The organism is Rhodococcus quanlei, from assembly GCF_055231015.1.
The window spans coordinates 57,303-76,763 of record NZ_JBUYWD010000026.1 but is presented as its reverse complement, the minus strand read 5'-3'; the positions used below and the strand labels follow the sequence as shown (position 1 = coordinate 76,763).

Below are 19,461 nucleotides of genomic sequence, written 5' to 3'. Positions count from 1 at the left end.
GTTCACCTTCACTTCCGGGGTACTTCGGTTCGGGCTGTCGCGGTCGGGTCGGTACTTGCGGTGAGGCGGGCAGCGAGGGCAGGGCCGATCACGTCCAACGCCGCGGGGGAGGTCATCTGCCAGTGCGTGACGTCCACGGGGTGGTTCACGAAAGTGCCGCCGACGTAGGGGCGCCAGTCCTCGGCCAGTCGTGAACCGGTGGGATCGTCACCGGTGGCGGTGAAGAACATTACGTCACCGTCGAAATGTGCCGGCTGGTGATCGACCAAACTCGTCGACCACGAGGCGGACGCGGCGACCATACGTTCCGCGCGATCGGTGGTGAGCGACGAGAAGGGCTGGTCGAGTCCGAACCCACCGAGCACATCCTCGGCCGCGGGCGCGTTTCCGTTGTCGGCGGTGGCACCGAAAGCGCTGTCGAGAAGTGCCAGCAACTCCACGGTTTCACCGGCGGACTGTAACCGGACGGCCATCGCGTGCGCGATCACGCCGCCGAGGGACCACCCCAGCAGACGGTAGGGGCCGACGGGCTGCACCGCGCGAATCTCCGCCACGTAGCGATCTGCGAGATCGTCGATTGTGCCGAAGGGCCCGTCCTCGGTGAACATCGGTGACTGCAACCCGACCAGGCCGTGGCCTTGAAGGTGCCTGCCGAGGCCGGCGTAGCTCCAGGACAACCCGAGCACTGGGTGGATGCAGTAGATCGGGTCGCCGCCCGGACGAAGCGGCAAGACCACGTCGAACGAGCCTGCGGTGTCGCCTTCGCTTTGCGCGTCGTGACGACGGGCGAGCGCGGCGGGTGTGGCATCGGTGAACAGCCAGGCTACCGGCAGGCTCACCCCTGTCGACTCGGCGACCTCGGTGATCACTCGGGTCGCGACCAGCGAGGTGCCACCCAGTTCGAAGAAGTCGTCGTCGGCGCCCACCTGATCGATGCCCAACAACTCGGAGAACGCGTTCGCGATCGCGTGTTCGAGAGGCGTATTCGGTGCCCGGAATTCGCGCGCAGCGACATCCGGTACGGGCAGGGCCTTTCGGTCCAGTTTGCCGTTGGGACCGAGTGGCATCGCATCCAGAACCGACACAGTGGACGGAATGAGATGACTGGGCAGCATGTGCCGCAATGCCTCTCGAATTTTCTCCGGCACAGCGTCGCCCACGACGTGTGCGGTGAGTTGTGCGGCGTCGCCGTCTCCCCGCACCGACGCCACGGCTTCGGTGACACCCGGAACTCGGTGTAGCGCGGCGTCGATCTCACCGAGTTCGATGCGTTGACCTCGCAGCTTCACTTGGAAATCATTGCGCCCCAGGTACTCGAGCTGGCCGTGGCGATTCCATCGGACAACGTCGCCTGTCCGGTACAGGCGTGTGCCCGGCGATCCGTAGGGGCTCGCGACGAAGCGTTCCGACGTGAGCGCGCCACGGCCGACGTAGCCCCGGGCGAGCTGCACACCGGCGAGATACAACTCGCCGATGGCGCCTGCCGGGACCGGATGCAATCTGCGATCGAGCACGTAGACCTCGGTGTTCCACACGGGCACACCGATCGGCACCCCCGTTTCGGTCCTTTCCGTGACCGGGTGGAAGGTGACATCCACGGCAGCTTCGGTGGGGCCGTACAGATTGTGCAGTTCGGTGCCTGGGAGGCTCCGGTGCAGCAGTGCGGCGGTGTTCCCAGACAAGGCCTCACCCGAGGTGATCACCCGACGCAGGCACGCGGCACGAGAGGTGCTGCGGCCGGTGAGGAATACGTTCAGCATCGAGGGCACGAAGTGCACCGTCGTCACCGACTCGTCGTGGATCAGCTGAGCCAGGTAGTCGGGGTCACGATGACCCTCCGGTGCCGCCACCACAAGGCGTGCGCCGGTGTGCAGCGGCCACAGAAGTTCCCACACGGACACGTCGAAGGTGGTCGGGGTCTTGTGGAGAACCACATCGTCGGCAGCGAGCGGATATTCCGACTGCATCCACAGCAGCCGGTTCACGATGGCACTGTGGGTGATGGCCACGCCCTTCGGGCGACCGGTCGACCCGGAGGTGAACAGAACGTATGCCGTGTTGTCCGGGCGTAATGGAGCCGTACGCTCGGCGTCGATGATCGGAGCAGCCGTGTAGCCGACGAGCTCGCTCGAACGCGGGACGGGAAGCGTCGCGGTGCCGGGCACGCCGTCTTCGAGCGAGGCGGCCAGAACGAAGGCCACCTCGGCATCCGACACCAATCCGGTGAGGCGTTCGGTCGGCTGGTCCGGGTCGAGCGGAACGTAGGTGCCGCCCGCCTTGATGACGGCGTGCACGGCGACGAGCAGTTCCGTCGACCGGCGCAAGGCCAGACCCACCCGTACTTCGGGTCCCACACCCTGATCGATCAATGCGCGCGCCAACCGGTTCGACCACTGGTCGAACTCCCGATAGGTCAGGTTCTCGTTCTCGAAGGTCAACGCCACCGCATCGGGTGTCGCCGCGGCCTGACGGTCGGTGAGCCCGGGCAGTGTGCCGGCCGGCAACGTGGCGGCGGTGTCGTTCCACGCGCCGGTGATGATCTGGTGCTCGGTTTCGGTGAGCAGCGGCAGATCGCCGATGACGGCGTCAGGGTCGGTAGGCAGAACGGAGAGCAGCCGAACGAACCTGTCGACGAGATGCTGTGCTGTATCGCGATCGAACATGTCCGTCGCGTAGGACAGTCGGCCGGTGAGGCCGTGGGCACCCCCGTCGTCTGCGCGATTCTCGGTGAGAGTGAAACCCAGATCGAAATGCGACACCGGTGTATGGGTATCGAGAACCGACACCGTCATCCCAGGCAGTTCGAGCGTGGGGACGGTGAGGTTCTGGAAGGTCAGTGCTACCTGAAACAGCGGGTGCCGCGACGTGGACCGGGTCGGGCGGAGGATCTCCACGAGCCGCTCGAAGGGGACGTCGGCGTGCGCGAACGCATCGAGGTCGGTCCGTCGAACGTCGGTGAGCAGGTCGGTGACGCTCGCTGCGTCGTCGATGACGGTCCGCAACACCAGTGTGTTGACGAACATGCCGATCACCGGGTCGAGCAGCGCGTCACCTCGTCCGGCGACCGGGGCGCCCACGGCGATGTCGTTTCCGCCGCCGATACGGCTCGACAGCAGAGCCACGGCGGCATGAACCACCATGAACGTGGTGGCGCCGTGCTCGCGTGCCAATCGCTGCAGCGAAGCATGAGTGCGCGCATCGATTTCGAAACCGATCTGGTCGCCGTGCCCGCTGCGATGCACCGGCCTCGGCCGGTCGGCAGGCAGCTCGATCTGCTCGGGCAACCCTGCCAGGGCATCGGTCCAATACCGGATCTGCGCCGCACCGGTCGAATCCTGGGCGTCGGCTGGGCCGAGAAGTTCGTGCTGCCACAGGGTGTAGTCGGCGTACTGGATCGGCAGCGGTGCCCATTCGGGGCGCTGCCGGGCGGCACGGGCCGCATAGGCGCAGCCGATGTCCGCGGCCAGGGGGCCGAGTGACCAGCCGTCCGCAGCGATGTGGTGGGTGACCAGGACGAGCACCTGCTCACGGGGGCCGAGTTCGAACAGGCGCAGACGCAGTGGCACACCGTTCGTCACATCGAAACCCTGCGCCGCGAACTCGAGAATCGACTTCTCGAGTTCCGTCTCGGCCACCAGAACCGAATCGTAGGAAACGGCGGCCGCACGCGAATGCGGTGACAACACCTGCTGGACCGGCCCATCCGGAGTGTCCGGGTAGACGGTGCGCAGCGACTCGTGGCGGGCCGTCACATCGCCGACGGCCGCGAGCAGCGCTGACGGGTTCAGATCGCCGGTGAGCCGCAACGCCAGCGGCAGGTTGTAGCTCGGTGACGCGGGATCGAAACGATTGAGGAACCACATCCGCTGCTGCGCCGGCGAGAGCGGAATCCGATCCGGCCGTGTTCGACGTTCCAGGGCGGGGCGCCTCGCGCCGTCGTGGCTGCCCGCGTCCACCCGTGCGGCCAGCCCGGCGACGGTCGGCTCGTCGAACAGGTCGCGTACCACCAGTGCGGACGTGAGGTCGCTGCGGAGCCGGGCAATGACCTGGGTGGCAGTCAGCGAGTTACCGCCCAACTCGAAGAAGCTGTCGTCGCAACCGACTGCGGCCGCGCCGGTGACGTCCTGGAAGATCTCGGCGATCGTGATCTCGGTGGGTGTGCCGGGTTCACGGTGCAGACGGGGCGTGGGCGTGGGCTGCGGAAGTGCAGCACGGTCGAGCTTGCCGACCGGCGTCAGCGGAACCTCGTCCAGCACGACGACGTGCGCCGGCACCATGTAGCGCGGCACCGACCGGCCGACGTGCTCACGAAGCTCGGCGGGATCGACCACGACGCCGGGACGCGCCTTCACGTACGAGACGAGTAGCTGATCGCCGCCGGGTCCCGCGGTGCCGATGGTGGTCGCGAACTCGAGTGCCGGATGGGCACCGAGCACGGTGTCGACCTCACCCAGTTCGATGCGCAGACCACGAATCTTCACCTGGAAGTCGCTGCGCCCCATGAACTCCAAAGCCCCGTCGGGACGTCGACGGACCATGTCACCGGTTCGGTACATCCGCGCGCCCGGTGACGAGACGAACGGGTCGGCGACGAAGCGGCCGGCGGTCAGATCGGGTCGTCCCAGATAACCGCGGGCCAGCGCTGTGCCCGCCAGATACAGCTCACCTGTCACCCCGTCGGGAACCGGGTGCAGACGCCCGTCGAGGACGGTGGCACGCAGACCGGCGATCGCGGATCCGATCGTGACAGGTTTGTCGCGAAAGATCGGGCCGGCCACCGTCGCCCAGATGGTGGCCTCGGTGGGCCCGTAACCATTGAAGATGTGCCGCCTGGGAATCAGATGGGTGGCCGGACGAACCCAGCGCGCCACCAGTTCGGGCGGGCAGACGTCACCGGCCAACATAACCGTGTGCAGGTCGTCGAGGCCGTTATGATCCACCGATCCGAGCACTGCCGGTGTGACGACAGCGTGGCTCACCCGCCCGAGCCGCATGACGTCGGCGAGATCGTCGCCGCCCACCACGTCGGCGGGTGCGATGACGAGTGCGGCACCTGGCCCGACGGCCATGAGAAGTTCGAAGACGGAGGCGTCGAAGCTAGGTGATGCGGCGTGCAGCACCCGTGATCGAGCCTCCACGAGGAACCGTTCGCGCTGTTCGGTCACCACGGCGCCGAGACCGGCATGGGTCACGGCCACGCCCTTCGGACGGCCTGTCGAACCCGAGGTGTAGATGAGGTAGGCGACGTCCTGACCGGTTGGCGGTACGTCGAGGTCGACGGCCGTTCCGGGGTGTGCTGCGGCAACCGACGCCTCGGCGTCGATGCACAGACGTTCCACGGATGCGGGTAGGTTCACCGGCGACGATCCGGTCAGGACCAGCAGGGCACCGGAATCGGCGATCGTGTGCGCGATTCGCTGTGCCGGATGGCGCGGGTCCACGGCCACGAACGCCGCACCGGTCTTGGCAACCGCCCACACAGCGAGAACGAACTCCACCGACCGGGCCATACCGAGCGCCACCACGGCGCCCCGGCCTACACCGAGGTCGACGAGTAGTCGGGCCAGCATGTTCGAGCGCTGGTCCAATTCCCCGTACGAGATCACCTGGTCCCCGGCGATCAGGGCGGGTGCAGACGCGTTGCGCGCTGCTGATGCCAGCAGCTGCGGCAGGGTGACCGGCGTGACGGCGGACTGTGGAACCGTAGTGACGAGTGCGGCGCGCTCGCTCCGTCCGAGTATGTCGATGTCCCCGACGGGCAGAGCAGAGTCCGCAGTCACGGCCTCGAGGATGCGCAGGTAGCGGTGGGCGAACGAGCGGACCGTCGATTCGTCGAACAAATCGGTTGCGTATGTGAACACACCACGCATACCGCCGTCGGGTTGCGCTGCCAACGTGAGCTGCAGATCGAACTTGGCGATATGCACATCGACCGGCTCGAGAGTCGTGTGCAGGCCGGGCAGGGCGAACTCGGTGAGGGCGGCGTCGTCGAGGGACAGCGCGACCTGGAACAGAGGGTGCCGCCCACGCTCACGCGGCGGGTTCAGGGCTTCCACGATTCGTTCGAACGGCAGGTCGCCGTGGCCCAGGGCGGCAAGATCGCCGTCGCGGGTACTGGCGAGGAGTTCGTCGAAGCCGGCGGCCGGGTCCACCCGGGTGCGCAGCACGAGGGTGCCGACGAACATGCCGATCAGATCGTCGAGGTCGGCGTGCCCGCGACCGGAGACGGCAGTACCGACGGCGATGTCGTCGGAGTGCGACAGTCGGTGCAGCAGGACGGTCAGCGCGGCGTGCGCGACCATGAAGACACTGGACTGCCCGGCGCGGGCCATCTCGCGCATTCCGTCGTGGAGGTGCGCTGAGACGGGAAACTCCACCACCGCGCCGCGATGGGTCGGTTCCGCGGGCCGTGGCCGGTCGGTCGGCAGATCGGTGGCGCCGGGCAGCCCGTCGAGCGTGTGACGCCAGAAATCCAGTTGGCGGGCCGACGTCGAATCCGGATCGTTCTCGTCTCCGAGCAGGTTTCGTTGCCACAGTGTGTAATCGGCGTACTGCACGGGCAATGCCGGTAACTCGGGGTCGAGTCCCTGGGAGCGAGCAGCGAACGCCCGCATTACATCACCGGCGAGCGGGCCCACCGACCAGCCATCGGAGGCGATGTGATGCATCACGACGACGAGCAGGTGTTCTTCGGTATCGAGTCGCAACAACGTTGCCCGCAGCGGGAGTTCGGTCGTGACGTCGAACCCGGTCGATGCCAATTCGAGGATGCGCCCCGGTACGTCGTGGGGCGCGATCTCTTCTGCGGGCAGGGCGAAGTGGGCGTCTTCGCAGATCAGCTGGTGTGGACCGTGCGCCGACTCCGGGTATCGGGTGCGCAGCGTCTCGTGCCGGGCGATCACGTCACTCAGTGCTGCCTCGAGGGCAACGACGTCGAGGGCACCTCGGAACCGTACGGTGAACGGCAGATTGTAGGCCGCAGATGCGGGGTCGAACCTGTTCAGGAACCAGATTCGTTGCTGGGCAGCGGACAGTGGGATCACGGCAGGACGCACCGCCGCGACGAGTTCGTTGCAGTGTCCTCCGGGTTCGATCTCCTCTGCGATCCGCGCGGCGAGATCGGCGACCTTCGGTGCCTCGAACAGCAGCCGCAGCGGCACCGTGGCACCCAACACCGCACCGAGCCGAGCTGCGACACGGGTAGCGGTCAGCGAGTTGCCGCCGAGCGTGAAGAAGTCGTCGTCCAGGCCGATCCGTTCACTGCCGAGCAGCTCGGCGAGGACCTCGACGACCGCCACTTCCACGGGCGTACGGGGAGGCCGGTAGGCGGCGGCGGTGACCTCGGGGACAGGCAGGGCGGGGCGGTCCAGCTTGCCGGTCGAATTGATCGGCAACTGCGGCAGCACCAGCATCGCGGCCGGAACCATGTAGGCGGGAAGGTGGGTGCAAAGATCCGCGCGGACTGTGTCGAGGTCCGGCTCGGTGCGCCTGCCGGTCACCGGATCGATCCGTCCGGTCAGGTAGCCCACCAGTTGGGCTTGGCCCGGTACGTCCTCACGCACCAACACCACGGCCTGGTCGATATCGTCGCGAGCGAGCAGGACGGCCTCGATCTCACCCAGCTCGATGCGCAGACCCCGCAGTTTCACCTGGAAGTCGGTTCGGCCCAGAAAATCTATGTTTCCGTCGGGCAGCAGGCGCACGAGGTCGCCGGTGCGATACATACGACCGTCAGGATTGCCGAACGGGTTGGCCACGAATCGCGTCGCACTCAGATCGGGACGCCCGGCGTACCCGCGAGCCAACTGCTCCCCGGCCAGATACAGCTCGCCGAGGACACCGACCGGAACGGGCCGCAGTCGGTCGTCGAGAACGAACGCTTGGGTGTTCCAGACGGGGTGGCCGATCGGCACGTTCGCCTCGATCTCCCCCGTCAGGACCTCGTGGTAAGTGGTGGTGACTGCGGCTTCGGTGGGGCCGTAGAAGTTGCCCAACCGCATCCCCAGTTCGAGCACACGATTGGCGGTGCTCCGTGACACGGCCTCGCCGCCCACGTAGATCATCTGGAGGGTGTCCGGCAACGCCAACTCCGGTGTGGACAGGAACACGTCCAGCATCGACGGGACGAATTCGGCGATCGTGACCCGCTCCGAGGTGAGGACCCGGTGCAGATATGCGGGATCGCGGTGGCCGTCCGGTCGTATGACGATCAGGCTTCCGCCGACGCCGAGGACGCCGAAGCATTCCCACACCGAAACGTCGAACGTGACAGGGGCTTTGAGTATCACGCGGTCGGAGGCCGTCAGCGGCAGGTGGATCTGCATCCACTGCAGCAGGTTCACCGCAGCGTGGTGCGACACCTCCACGCCTTTGGGTCGTCCCGTCGAACCGGACGTGAAGATGAGGTAGGCGCTGTTCTCCGTGCGCAGCGGGGCGAGGCGGTCCCAGTCGGTGACAGGCGCCGGAGAAAACCCGGATACGTCGAGGGTGTCGATCGTGAATACGGTGGCATCTGCGGGCAAGGCCACCGTGTCGCCGCTGGTGGTGAGTACGCACACGGGGTTCGACGCCTCGACGACGTACCGGATCCGGTCTGCCGGGTGTTCGATGTCGATCGGCACATAGGCACCGCCAGCCTTGACCACCGCGTACATGCCGACGAGCAGATCCACCGAACGGGAGATGGCCAGCGCAACCCGTGATTCCGGGCCCACGCCCGAGGCGATCAGGTGCCGGGCGAGACGGTTTGCGCGGGAGTCGAACTCGGAGTAGGTGAGGGCGCCGGTGACCTCACCTTCCGGGTCCGCGATCACGGCGACCGCGTCCGGGGTACGTGCCACCTGGGTATCGAACAGGTCGACCATCGTTGCGGGAGTCACCTCGACATCGGTGAAGTTCCACCGACGGAGAATCTGGTCACGTTCAGGTTCGGACAGCACGTCGATGTCGCCGACGACGACCGCCGGGTCGGCCAGTACGGCATCGAGAATGCGGCACAGGCGCTCCGACATAGCCTGCACCGTCGACCTGTCGAACAAGTCGGTGGCATAAGTGAACTGGGCGTCTATGCCAGCTGCGGCACCATCACCGGTGGCGTGCTCGACCATGGTGAGCTGCAGGTCGAACTTGGACCGTCCGGTGTCGATCTCCTCGGTCTGCACGGTGAGACCCGGCAGTTCCAGCGCGGCCGGCGCCAGATTCTGGAACGCAAGCATCACCTGAAACAACGGGTGGCGGGCGGTCGAGCGAGTGGGGTTGAGAACTTCCACCAGACGCTCGAACGGGACGTCCGGGTGCGCGAATGCGCCCAGCGCCACATCCCGCGACCGCCGCAGGAGTTCCGAGAACGTGTCGGACGAACGGACCGTGCCTCGCAACACGACGGTCCCGACGAACATGCCCACCACGTCGTCGAGTTCGGCAGCGCCGCGTCCGGCCACCGGCGTACCTACGGCGATGTCGTCGCCCGCACCGAGTCGGCTCAGAAGAACCGTCAGTGCTGCGTGCATCACCATGAACTGCGTGCAGTCGTGCTGCCGGGCCAGAGTGGCGAGCCGTCCGTGGGTTTCGGCGTCGACCGCGAACTTCACCGTGTCACCCCGGTACGAGGCCACGGGCGGGCGCGGACGGTCGTGGGGCAACTCGATCTGGTCAGGCAGTCCCGAGAGGACGGACTGCCAGTAGTCGACATCGGTCCGGGCCGGAGAAACATCCGCCATCTCGTCTCCGATGAGGGCCCGCTGCCACAGGGTGAAGTCGGCATACTGCACCGGCAGTGGAGCGAACGCCGGGTCGGTACCCGCGTTGCGGGCACCGTAGGCGAGCATGAGATCGCGGGCCAGGGCAGTCATCGACCAGCCGTCTGCAGAGACATGGTGGACGACGATGACCAGGACGTGCTCGGACGCCGACAGCCGCAGAAGGGTTGCCCGCACCGGGGTTTCGTCGGCCAGGTCGAATCCCGGTGCCGCGAACTCGAACAACGCACCGACGAGGTTCCTCTCATCGCATGAACGAACCGTCAGATCGGGAAGGGCCTGCTCGACGGGGAGAACGACCTGATGAGGGCCGGACGCGTTCTCCGGGTACACCGTCCGCAGGGTTTCGTGCCGGTCCACCACGTCGTGCAGTGCACGGGTGAGGGCGGGGATGTCGAGGTCCCCGCTCAGCCGGATCGCGACCGGAATGTTGTCCGCACCCGAGGTCGGATCGAGACGGTTCAGGAACCACAGGCGTTGCTGTGAGAGGGACAGTGGCACGTGATCGGGTCGCGGGCCTGCCGTGAGCGGTATCCGCCCCGTTTCGGTGGTCGCTTGCAGTTCGGTGACGCGGACGGCGAGGCGCGCAGCAGTCGGTGATTCGAACACGTCGCGAACAGTGAGATGCACACCGAAAATGGCGGAGGCGCGTGCTGCCAGCTGGGTGGCAGAGAGGGAGTTCCCGCCGAGGGCGAAGAAGCTGTCGTCCACCCCGGCATCGGGAACACCCACGACCTCGCCGACGGTGGCCGTGAGGAGTTCCTCGGTCACGGTCCGTGGTCGACGGGTGTGCTCGGACGCTCCGAACTGCGGCGCGGGAAGAGCCTTTCGGTCCAGCTTTCCGACCGGGGTGAGCGGCACGTGGTCGAGGAGGATGATCTGGGTGGGCACCATATGGGTCGGCAACGACTGCGCCAGGTGGTCGATCAGCTCGTTCGGTGTGACCGGGCTGCCCGGCGTCGGAAGCACGTACGCCACCAGCACCGCGGCGTGCGGACCGTCCACCCCGAGGGTCGCACCGAACTCCACGGCCGGGTGTGCGGTGAGGACGTGGTCGATCTCGCCCAACTCGACGCGCAAGCCACGGATCTTCACCTGGAAGTCGGACCGGCCGACGTACCCGATCGAGAGTGCCCCGGTTCGTGGGGAGCGTTGCCAGCGGACGAGATCGCCCGTGCGGTAGAGGCGTTCGCCGGGCCGTCCCCACGGTGACGCGACGAATCGACCCGACGACAATCCGGGCCGCTCGAGGTAGCCGCGAGCGAGACCCACGCCGCCCAGATACAGTTCGCCGACAGCACCGGGCGGAACGGGCCGCAATCGTCGATCGAGAACGACGCCGGTGGTGCCGCGCAGTGGCCCGCCCAGATCCACGAGGTCACCGGCCCGCATCGGTTCACTGATCGTGGCCATGATCGTGGTCTCGGTCGGCCCGTAGGCGATGAACAGACGCCGGCTCGGTGCCCACCGCTGCACCAATTCCGTCGGCACGATTTCGCCGCCGACGGTCAGATCGGTCAGACAGTCCAGGCCGACCGGCGACAGCGAGGCGAGCGGTGCCGGGGTGAGGAACGCGTGTGAAACCGAATGCTCCGCGATCAGCGCGTGCAGTTCCGTGCCGCCGTAGACATCGGGGGGTGCGACTACCAGGGCGGCGCCGGAGCCGAAAGCCAAAAGGTACTCGAACACGGAGGCGTCGAAGCTGGGTGAGGAGACATGCAGAACTCGCGAGCCCGGGCCGGCCCCGTACCGTCCCTGCTGCTCGATTACGAAGTTGTGAAGGCCGGTGTGCCACATGGCAACACCCTTGGGTGTGCCTGTGGACCCCGATGTGTAGACGATGTATGCGAGATGGTGCAGGCGCAGAGGGGCAACGCGCTCGTTGTTCTCGATCCGGGTGCCGGGTTGCGCGGCGGTGCGTTCGGCGAGTTCGTCCGAATCGAGGATCAGCCACTCGGTGGTGTTCGTCTCGCCCGGAAGTAGAGGATGCGCGGCTGCGGTGGTGAGGCCGAGTGTAGCTCCCGAATCTGTGAGCATGTGCTGGACGCGGGCGGCCGGATAGTTGGGATCCACCGGGACGAACGCGGCGCCGGTCTTCGCCACGGCCCACACGGCGAGGACGGACTCGTACGAGCGGGTGACCGCAACGGCGACGAAGGTTTCCGGCCCTGCCCCGTGCTGAATCAGAACCCGCGCGAGCCGATTCGATGCGTGCTCGAGCTCTGCGTAGGTGAGGCTTGTCCCCATGCCCATCAGAGCGACAGCGTCGGGGTGACGGGATACAGTGTCGGACAACACTTCCGGCAAGGTGAGCTCGGAACCGCCTGCGGTGCCTCGGGCCGGCAGAAGTTCTGCTCGTTCGGCCCTGTCGAGGAGATTCAGCGTCGCCAGAAGTCGATCCGGTCCGGCGGTGACGAACTGCTCGAACACTCGCAGGAACCGTTCATGCAGCGTACGCAGCTCGCGCTCGTCGTAGCGAGACGGGTTCGCCTCGAAGTCGATTCGTGTGGTTCCGCCCGCCACGGACGGATACAGGTTCACGGAGAGGTCGTCGACCGGTCCGGTGGAGAGAACATTGAACTCGCCCACCAGGTCGCCGAGCTGGATCTGACGGTGGAACATCATGATGTTCACCGCAGGACCGAAGAACCCGGTATTCGCTGAGCTGTCACCGAGGTCGTGGCGGATGTCCTCGTGCCGGTACCGCTGATGCCGAAGAGCACCGGTCAGGCGGGTGCGCACCGCATCGATCAGTTCGCCGGTCGTCGTGTCGGCCGGCACCTGCAGGCGCAGGGGAACGATGTTGGACATCATGCCGCCCGAGCGACGCAGTGCCACCGTGACCCGACCAGAAACCGGCAGACTCAGTACGAGGTCCTCCGAGCCGGTCAACGCAGCAACATAGGCGCCGAAGGCGGCGACGATGATCGGTGCCGCGCTCGCACCCGTCTCGTCGGCAAGTCGCTCGAGGGCACGGGATGCGGACTCCGTGAGCGTGCCGCCGCATATCAACGACTGACCCGAGACCGGTGCGGGACCCGATCGTGACAAACTCACCGGCTCCGGCAGGTGCTGCGTCTGCTGCGACCAATACGTCCGGTCGGTGTCGAACCGGCTCGAGGACCGATAGGTTTCCTCGGCTCTGGTGAGTTCGGCGGGTGACACGGCCGGGCACGGCGCGGGCTCGTAACCGCGCACACTCGCGGTGTACAACTCGGCTGCCCGGTTCATGAAGTTCATGGCACCGTGTCCGTCGAGGGCGATGTGATGACTGCGCGCGAACCAGAAGTTGCGGTTGTCGGCGACGCGCAGGATCGCCCCGGCCGCCAGCGGGTCCCGCAGGACGTCGAGAGAGCTCGCCGACTCGTGCCGCATCCACTCCAGTGCCGCCGTCACCGGGTCGGTGCGGCTGCGGAAGTCGTGGATGTCGACGGTGTTCGGCGAGCTGTCGTCGACGTACTGAACTGGTCCGCTGTACGCCTGCTCGATCCGCAGCAAGCCGGACCCCACCTCGACCGCCGCGGTACGGCTCACGGCGGCGAGGAGTTCGGCGTCGAGCTCGCCGGTGATGTCCACGTACTGGGCTATCGTGATCGGCACGTCGCCGGCGAGCTGCTGAGCGAACCACATTCCCCGCTGGGCCGGCGAGAGCGGTGATCGATGCTCGGCAGCTGTTGCAGCCTGCTGACCTGGCATCGTCGTTCCACCCGTCACCGCCGACTCCTATCCGCATGCACTCCCGTCGTCAGGGGCACTCACGGACATCGGGACCGAGGTGCACGTCACGAATGACGTATTTGCCGCATTTCGGTATCGACTGTGACCCACGTGATATTACACAGTATGGATCCAATGTCTCATTATCTGAGATGTTGCAGGTCAGGATCCGATGGTTCCGTCGGTCTTCCACGCGACGACGACCGCCGGCCGGGGCTGCGAGTCTCCACCGTCGGGCCAGTGCGATCCGGGCGACTCGATCGTGGCTTCGTCGAGTTCGCCAGGGTGCTGCACGCTGACCAGCACGCGATCCTCCGTGACGATGGGTCCGCAGGTCTCGCCGCCGACCGGCACCGACAGGAACTGCTTCGTCTCGCCCCGGTGGTCGCCGTCGAGCACAACACTGAACAACCCGTCGTTGGCGTCGAGTGCGTTGCCGTCCGTGGAGACCCACAGGTTTCCGTGCGGATCGAATGCAACGTTGTCCGGGCACGAAATCGGGCTGACCGCGTCCTTGTCGAAACCGCCGTAGTAGGTGTCCGCCTCCTTGGGGTCGCCACACACCAGTAGGAGGTTCCAGGTGAACGCCGTGCCCGCGTGGTCGTCGTCGAGTTCGAGAACCTGACCGTTCTTGTTGGTGTTGCGGGGATTCATTTCGTCAGCCGCCGGGTTGCCGTCGGTTCCGCGCTTGCTGTTGTTGGTGAGTGCGACGTAGACCTTGCCGGTCTTCGGGTTCGGTTCGAAGTCCTCGGGCCGGTCCATCTTGGTGGCGCCCACCTTGTCGCCCGCGTGTCGGGTGAACACCGCGACTTCCTCGGCGCTCATCCCGTCCACCAGCGACTCACCTCTGCCGTCGTCGCCCGTGCGCAGCAACGGAATCCACTCGCCGGTGCCGTCGAACTTGCCGTCGGAGGGGAGCTTTCCGGACCCGTCGATCTCGTCATCGGAGGTGCCCGAGAACTTTGCGACATACAAGGTTCCGGCATCCAGTAGCGTCATGTTGTGACGCATCGCGGCCTGTCCGTTGCCGTCCATCTTCTTGCGGCTCGACACGAACTTGTACATGTAGTCGAACCTTTCGTCGTCGCCGCTGTAGGCGACCACGGTGCCGTCGTCGGTGATGTACACGGTCGCGGCCTCGTGCTTGAAACGCCCGAGTGAAGTGTGCTTGACAGGCACCGACGACGCATCCCACGGGTTGACCTCGACGACGTAGCCGAAGCGGTGCACCTCGTTGGGTTCCTGCGCGATGTCGAATCGGGGATCGAAACGCTCCCAGAGGCGCTCGGAAGCGCCACCTTCGAGGCCGTAACGCTTCAGGCGCTCCGCTGCTGACGGGTCGGTGACGGTATCAGCGTTGCCGAAGTACTGGTTGAAGTTCTCTTCACCGGACAGCACTGTGCCCCATGGGGTCAACCCACCGGAGCAGTTGTTGAGCGTGCCGGCCACCTTCGTTCCGGTGGGATCTGCGGTGGTCTTCAGAAGGGCGCTTCCTGCTGCAGGTCCGGTGACGAGGAACTCGGTGCTTGCGGTGATGCGCCGGTTCTGCGGACCGAATTCCGGTGTGAGCTTGCCTGATCCGTTCTCGCCTTTCACCTGGACGACGGACAGTCCGTGGGCCGCGAGGGCGATCTGGAACTGCTCGAGTGTGGGGTTTTCAGCGTCGTAATCACGGAACATCATTGGCTCGGTGCTGTACTCGTGGCTGACGACCAGCAGGAATGTGTTGGGTCGGCCCTCGACGGGCAGAAGTCCGGCGAAGTCGTTGTTGTAACCGAACTGCCTTTCCTGTGCGCCTGGAGTCTGGTTGTCGAAATCGAACGCCGGAGCGCCCTCGAGCACAGGGTCGCCCCAGCGAATCACGACGGCCTGCTCGTAGCCGGCGGGAACGGTGACCGCGTCATCGGTGTTGGGAGGTACCGCGTCGAAATTCGTACCCGCAGGGACAGCTCCGTTACCCGTGGTGTTGGTCCCGCCACTCGTGACCGAGCCGGAGTCGTCGGAGCACGCGGCCAGCAGACTGCCCGCGCCTACCGCGACGACAGCCATGCCGGTACCGCGAAGCACTCCTCGACGCGAGAGCGCCGTACGCGCGATGTCGCGGAAGTATTCACCACCGGAGTTGTTGGGTACCTCGTGCGAGCACTGGTTTCCGCACTTGTATTGGCACGTCACGGCTGCGCGTGCGGAACTGCCGTCGTGCTTCACGAACAGCGCAAGAGGTTTCAAACCCACGGTGTACTCCTGAGTCGATTATGGACAACTCGGGCAGCGTAGAAGTCTCAAACGTGTGGAAGGGAACGTTTTCGTGAACGCCCGGCCAACTCCTCCCCTGTGAGTGGTTGACGAGTACAGACACTCGTTGACCACTCACAGGGGGTCAGAGGACCTGGGAGAGAAACTTCTGCAGGCGATCGGTTTCGGGTTTGTCGAAGATCTGTTGCGGCTTCCCGGTTTCGACGACGACGCCGTGGTCCATGAACAACACGGTGTCCGATACCTCACGGGCGAAACTCATTTCGTGGGTCACCACGACCATCGTCATGCCGCCTTTGGCGAGGTCCGCCATGAGCGCCAGCACGCCCTTCACCAGTTCGGGGTCGAGTGCGGAGGTGGCCTCGTCGAAGAACATCACCTCCGGCTTCATGGCCAGGGCACGGGCGATCGCGACGCGCTGCTGCTGTCCGCCGGACAGGTTTCCCGGACGCGAATCCGCCTTGTTCGCCAAACCCACCAGTTCGAGCTGTTCGCGGGCGACCTCGCGGGCTTCGGCTTTGCTCATACCCTTGAGCTTGTGCGGGCCCAGCGCGATGTTGTCGGCTACGGTCTTGTGTGGGAACAGGTTGAAATGCTGGAACACCATGCCGATCCGCTGACGTAGGCGGTCCGGGTTGTCCTTCAGGACGGATTTGCCGTCCAGGAGTATGTCACCCTGGTCGGGTTCGTGGAGCCGGTTCAGAGCCCGTAGCAGGGTGGACTTTCCGGAGCCCGACGGTCCGATGACGGTGACCGTGTGGCCGGCATCGACGTGAATGTCGACGCCGCGCAGCACCTTGCTTGCGCCGAAGGCGAGGTGAATGTTGGTGCCCGTCAATGACACCGAGTTTTTCGCCGAACTGTCCTCCTGGACCGTCATGGCCTATCCCCTTTCCACGACGATGGACTGTTCCACCGGGTCGAGCGTGCCTGACTTGTCGGTACGGCCGGTGCGCAGGCGATGGTCGATGTAGTTGACGAGGTGCGTCAGCGGGATTGTCAGGGCCAGATAGAACAGGCCCGCTGCGACGAGCGGAGACAAGTTTCCGGTCTGCGCGTTGAGATCTCGGCCCACCGCGAACAGCTCGCGTTGGGTGACGAGCAACCCGAGGAAGTAGATCAGCGACGAGTCCTTGATGAGCGAGATGAACTGGTTCATCAGTGCGGGGAGAACTCGACGGACACCTTGCGGTATCACCACCAGGGACATCGATTTGCGATAGCTGAACCCGAGCGCACGCGACGCCTCGAGTTGTCCTGGTTCCACGCTCTGGATGCCGGAGCGGAAGATCTCACCGATGTACGCGGAGGCCAGGAGAGAGAGTGCCGCAGCACCCAGCCAGTAAGGGTTGCTGTCGGTGATCTCGCGTACGACAGGCCCCACGCCGAGGCCCACGATGAGGATGACGACGACGGCGGGTAGACCGCGGAAGATATCGGTGTAAATGCGGGCGGGCCAGCGGAGCCAGCGCGTGCGCGAGATGCCCGCGACTGCCAGAAGCATACCCAGCATCGTGCCGATGATCCCGGAGGACAGTGCCAGGATCAGTGTGTTGGGCAGACCGGTTTTCAGCAGGTCCGGGAAGGCGCTCTTGTACAGTTCCCAGTCGAAGAAGGTGTCCTTCAGCTGCTGGAGAGTCGATTTCTCCTCGGCGGCCGGGGCCGGTTTCTGGTCGGATACATTCTCGGCGGCGATTGCGGCGAAGTCGGGCAGGTCCGGAACGGGTGCCGCCTTGCTGCCGGGCTTCCAGCCTTCCGGCATCTCTCGTGGCACCCAGTCGGAATACAGCTCCGAGTAGGTGCCGTCCGCGATCACCGCGTCCAACCCCGAGTTCAACGCGTCGATCAACGGCTGATTGCCGCGGGCGACTGCCCAACCGATGAAGTTGTTGAGACTGAACGTGTTCTCGACGATTTTCGTCGGGTCACCGGGTGCGATGGCGCCTTCCGCCTGCTGCGACGGGGCCACCCAGGCGTCGATCTGCCCGGTCTTCAGGTTGGCGTATGCGGTGTTGTAGTCGGGGAACTTCACCGGGTTCAGGCCGAGTTCGTCGACTACATACTCGTCCTGCACGGTGCCCTGCACCACGCCGATCCGGGTGTTCGCGTCGAGCGCGTCGAATCCGGTGATCGGGCTGTCATTGGGTACGAGCAGGGAAAAGTAGCCGAAGTCGTAGCCGTTGGTGAAGCCGACAGTTTTGCGTCGCTCGTCGGTGGTGGTGATCGACGAGGATCCGACGTCGAAGCGGTGACCTGCGACCTGGGCGAGCAGCGCTGCGAAGTCGGTGCCCACGAACCGAACCTCGAGCCCCAACTTCTCGGCGACTGCCCGGAGCAGTTCGTTGTCGTAGCCGGTGAACCGGTTGTCGGAGTTCACGCAGATACTCGGCGGCGCATCCGACAGCGTGCCCACGGTGAGTACGCCGGGGGTGATCAGGTTCAACTGTGAGGTGTCGATCTGATCGAGGGGGGTGACGTCCTCGGTGGTGTAGCGGTCCACCGAGGCGGCTGCTGCGGCGGCGTCGAAGTTGGTGGGTACGGCACTTGCGGAGCTCACTCCCGGTGGCGCACACAGACCGTCGGGGTTGCTGTTTGAACCGTCGCCGCTCCCACACGACGCGAGCGCGAACGTCAGGACTGCGGCGAGGGCCAGTGCCAGCGCGACGCGAAGTCTCGGTGGAACGGAGAGAAGCATTCTTGCAGCGTAAACCCGCCCTGCTCGTCTCCCACCCACACCACCCCAACGAATGTCACACAGGTTCTGCTCGCGCGAACCGATGTGACATTCGTCGGGGTCAGGCGAGGCCGGAAAGCGGCGGTGGGTTGTTCTCGTCCCGCCAGGCGATGGCGTGCTTCAGTTCGGTGAGGTCGTAGTCCGGTCCGCCGACTGCGACGGTGAACAGGGTGATCCCGGCGTCGACGAACGTGCCCGCGTCTTCGATGCCCGGCCACGGCAGCGAGTGTGCGATATCGGCCGGATTGCGGCCCGTCTCGGCGCAGCGGTCGGCGAGGATCCCGGCCTTGCGGGCGTGGGTGTCGACGTCGCTGAAGCTGTGCCAGATGTCGCCGTATTCGGCGACGAGAGGCAGGGTCTTCTTTTCACCGCCGCCACCGATGAGGAGTGGGATGTGCCGGGTGGGTGCTGGGTTCAGCGTTTGCAGGCGGCCGGTGATGCGCTTCAGATGGTCGCCCAACAGGTTCAGCCGTGATCCGGCGGTGCCGAACTCGTAGCCGTATTCGTGGTAGTCCCGCTCGAACCAGCCGCCGCCGATTCCGAGTATCAAACGACCACCACTCATGTGATCGACGGTGCGCGCCATGTCGGCCAGCAGATCGGGATTTCGGTAACCACCACCGGTGACCAGGGCACCGATCTCCACCTGGTCCGTCTGCTCGGCCCAGGCGCCGAGCATCGTCCAGCATTCGAAGTGGGCGCCGTCGGGGTCGCCGTACAGCGGATAGAAGTGGTCCCAGTTGAAGACCACGTCGACGCCGGCGTCCTCGCTGCGAAGAACGGCGTCGCGGATCAGGCCGTAGTCGGGGGCTTGCTGGGGTTGAAGCTGGACGCCGATTCGAACGGGACGGTGCATGCCGGGCTCCTCGAGGTTGCCTACGCAGATGTTGGCTCGGTACGTCCCTCCAATGTGGCGCCCCCCCCGGGCTATTGCCACACCTGTTCACCCCACCCGAACCGGTGTGACATTCGCCGGGGAGAGGGGTGAGAAGCCGC

At 65.8% G+C, this 19,461-nt stretch carries 5 protein-coding genes; all 5 read right to left on the bottom strand.

All coding sequences use genetic code 11. The features are described 5' to 3' along the window. Positions 1–8: 8 nt before the first annotated feature. The 5 genes from ACZI8Q_RS18695 to ACZI8Q_RS18675 all read right to left on the bottom strand — a co-directional run bounded on the left by ACZI8Q_RS18695 (position 9) and on the right by ACZI8Q_RS18675 (position 19,321). Complete coding sequence (locus tag ACZI8Q_RS18695) at positions 9–13,472, bottom strand: amino acid adenylation domain-containing protein (protein ID WP_463375067.1); 13,464 nt, start codon at positions 13,470–13,472, stop codon at positions 9–11. 165 nt (positions 13,473–13,637) lie between these two features. Then, positions 13,638–15,710 carry a PhoX family protein gene (locus tag ACZI8Q_RS18690; RefSeq protein ID WP_463375066.1) on the bottom strand — a complete coding sequence of 691 codons (2,073 nt, stop codon included), beginning with the start codon at positions 15,708–15,710 and terminating at the stop codon, positions 13,638–13,640. A gap of 145 nt (positions 15,711–15,855) precedes the next feature. Next, positions 15,856–16,611, bottom strand: coding sequence for an amino acid ABC transporter ATP-binding protein (locus tag ACZI8Q_RS18685; RefSeq protein WP_463375065.1), 756 nt, complete (start codon positions 16,609–16,611; stop codon positions 15,856–15,858). Between the two features lie 3 nt (positions 16,612–16,614). Further along, positions 16,615–18,426, bottom strand: a complete 1,812-nt coding sequence (locus tag ACZI8Q_RS18680) for an ABC transporter substrate-binding protein/permease (RefSeq protein ID WP_463375064.1) — start codon at positions 18,424–18,426, stop codon at positions 16,615–16,617. Positions 18,427–18,526: 100 nt separating this feature from the next. After that, positions 18,527–19,321, bottom strand: a complete 795-nt coding sequence (locus ACZI8Q_RS18675) for an LLM class F420-dependent oxidoreductase (RefSeq protein WP_463375063.1) — start codon at positions 19,319–19,321, stop codon at positions 18,527–18,529. Positions 19,322–19,461 lie beyond the last annotated feature (140 nt).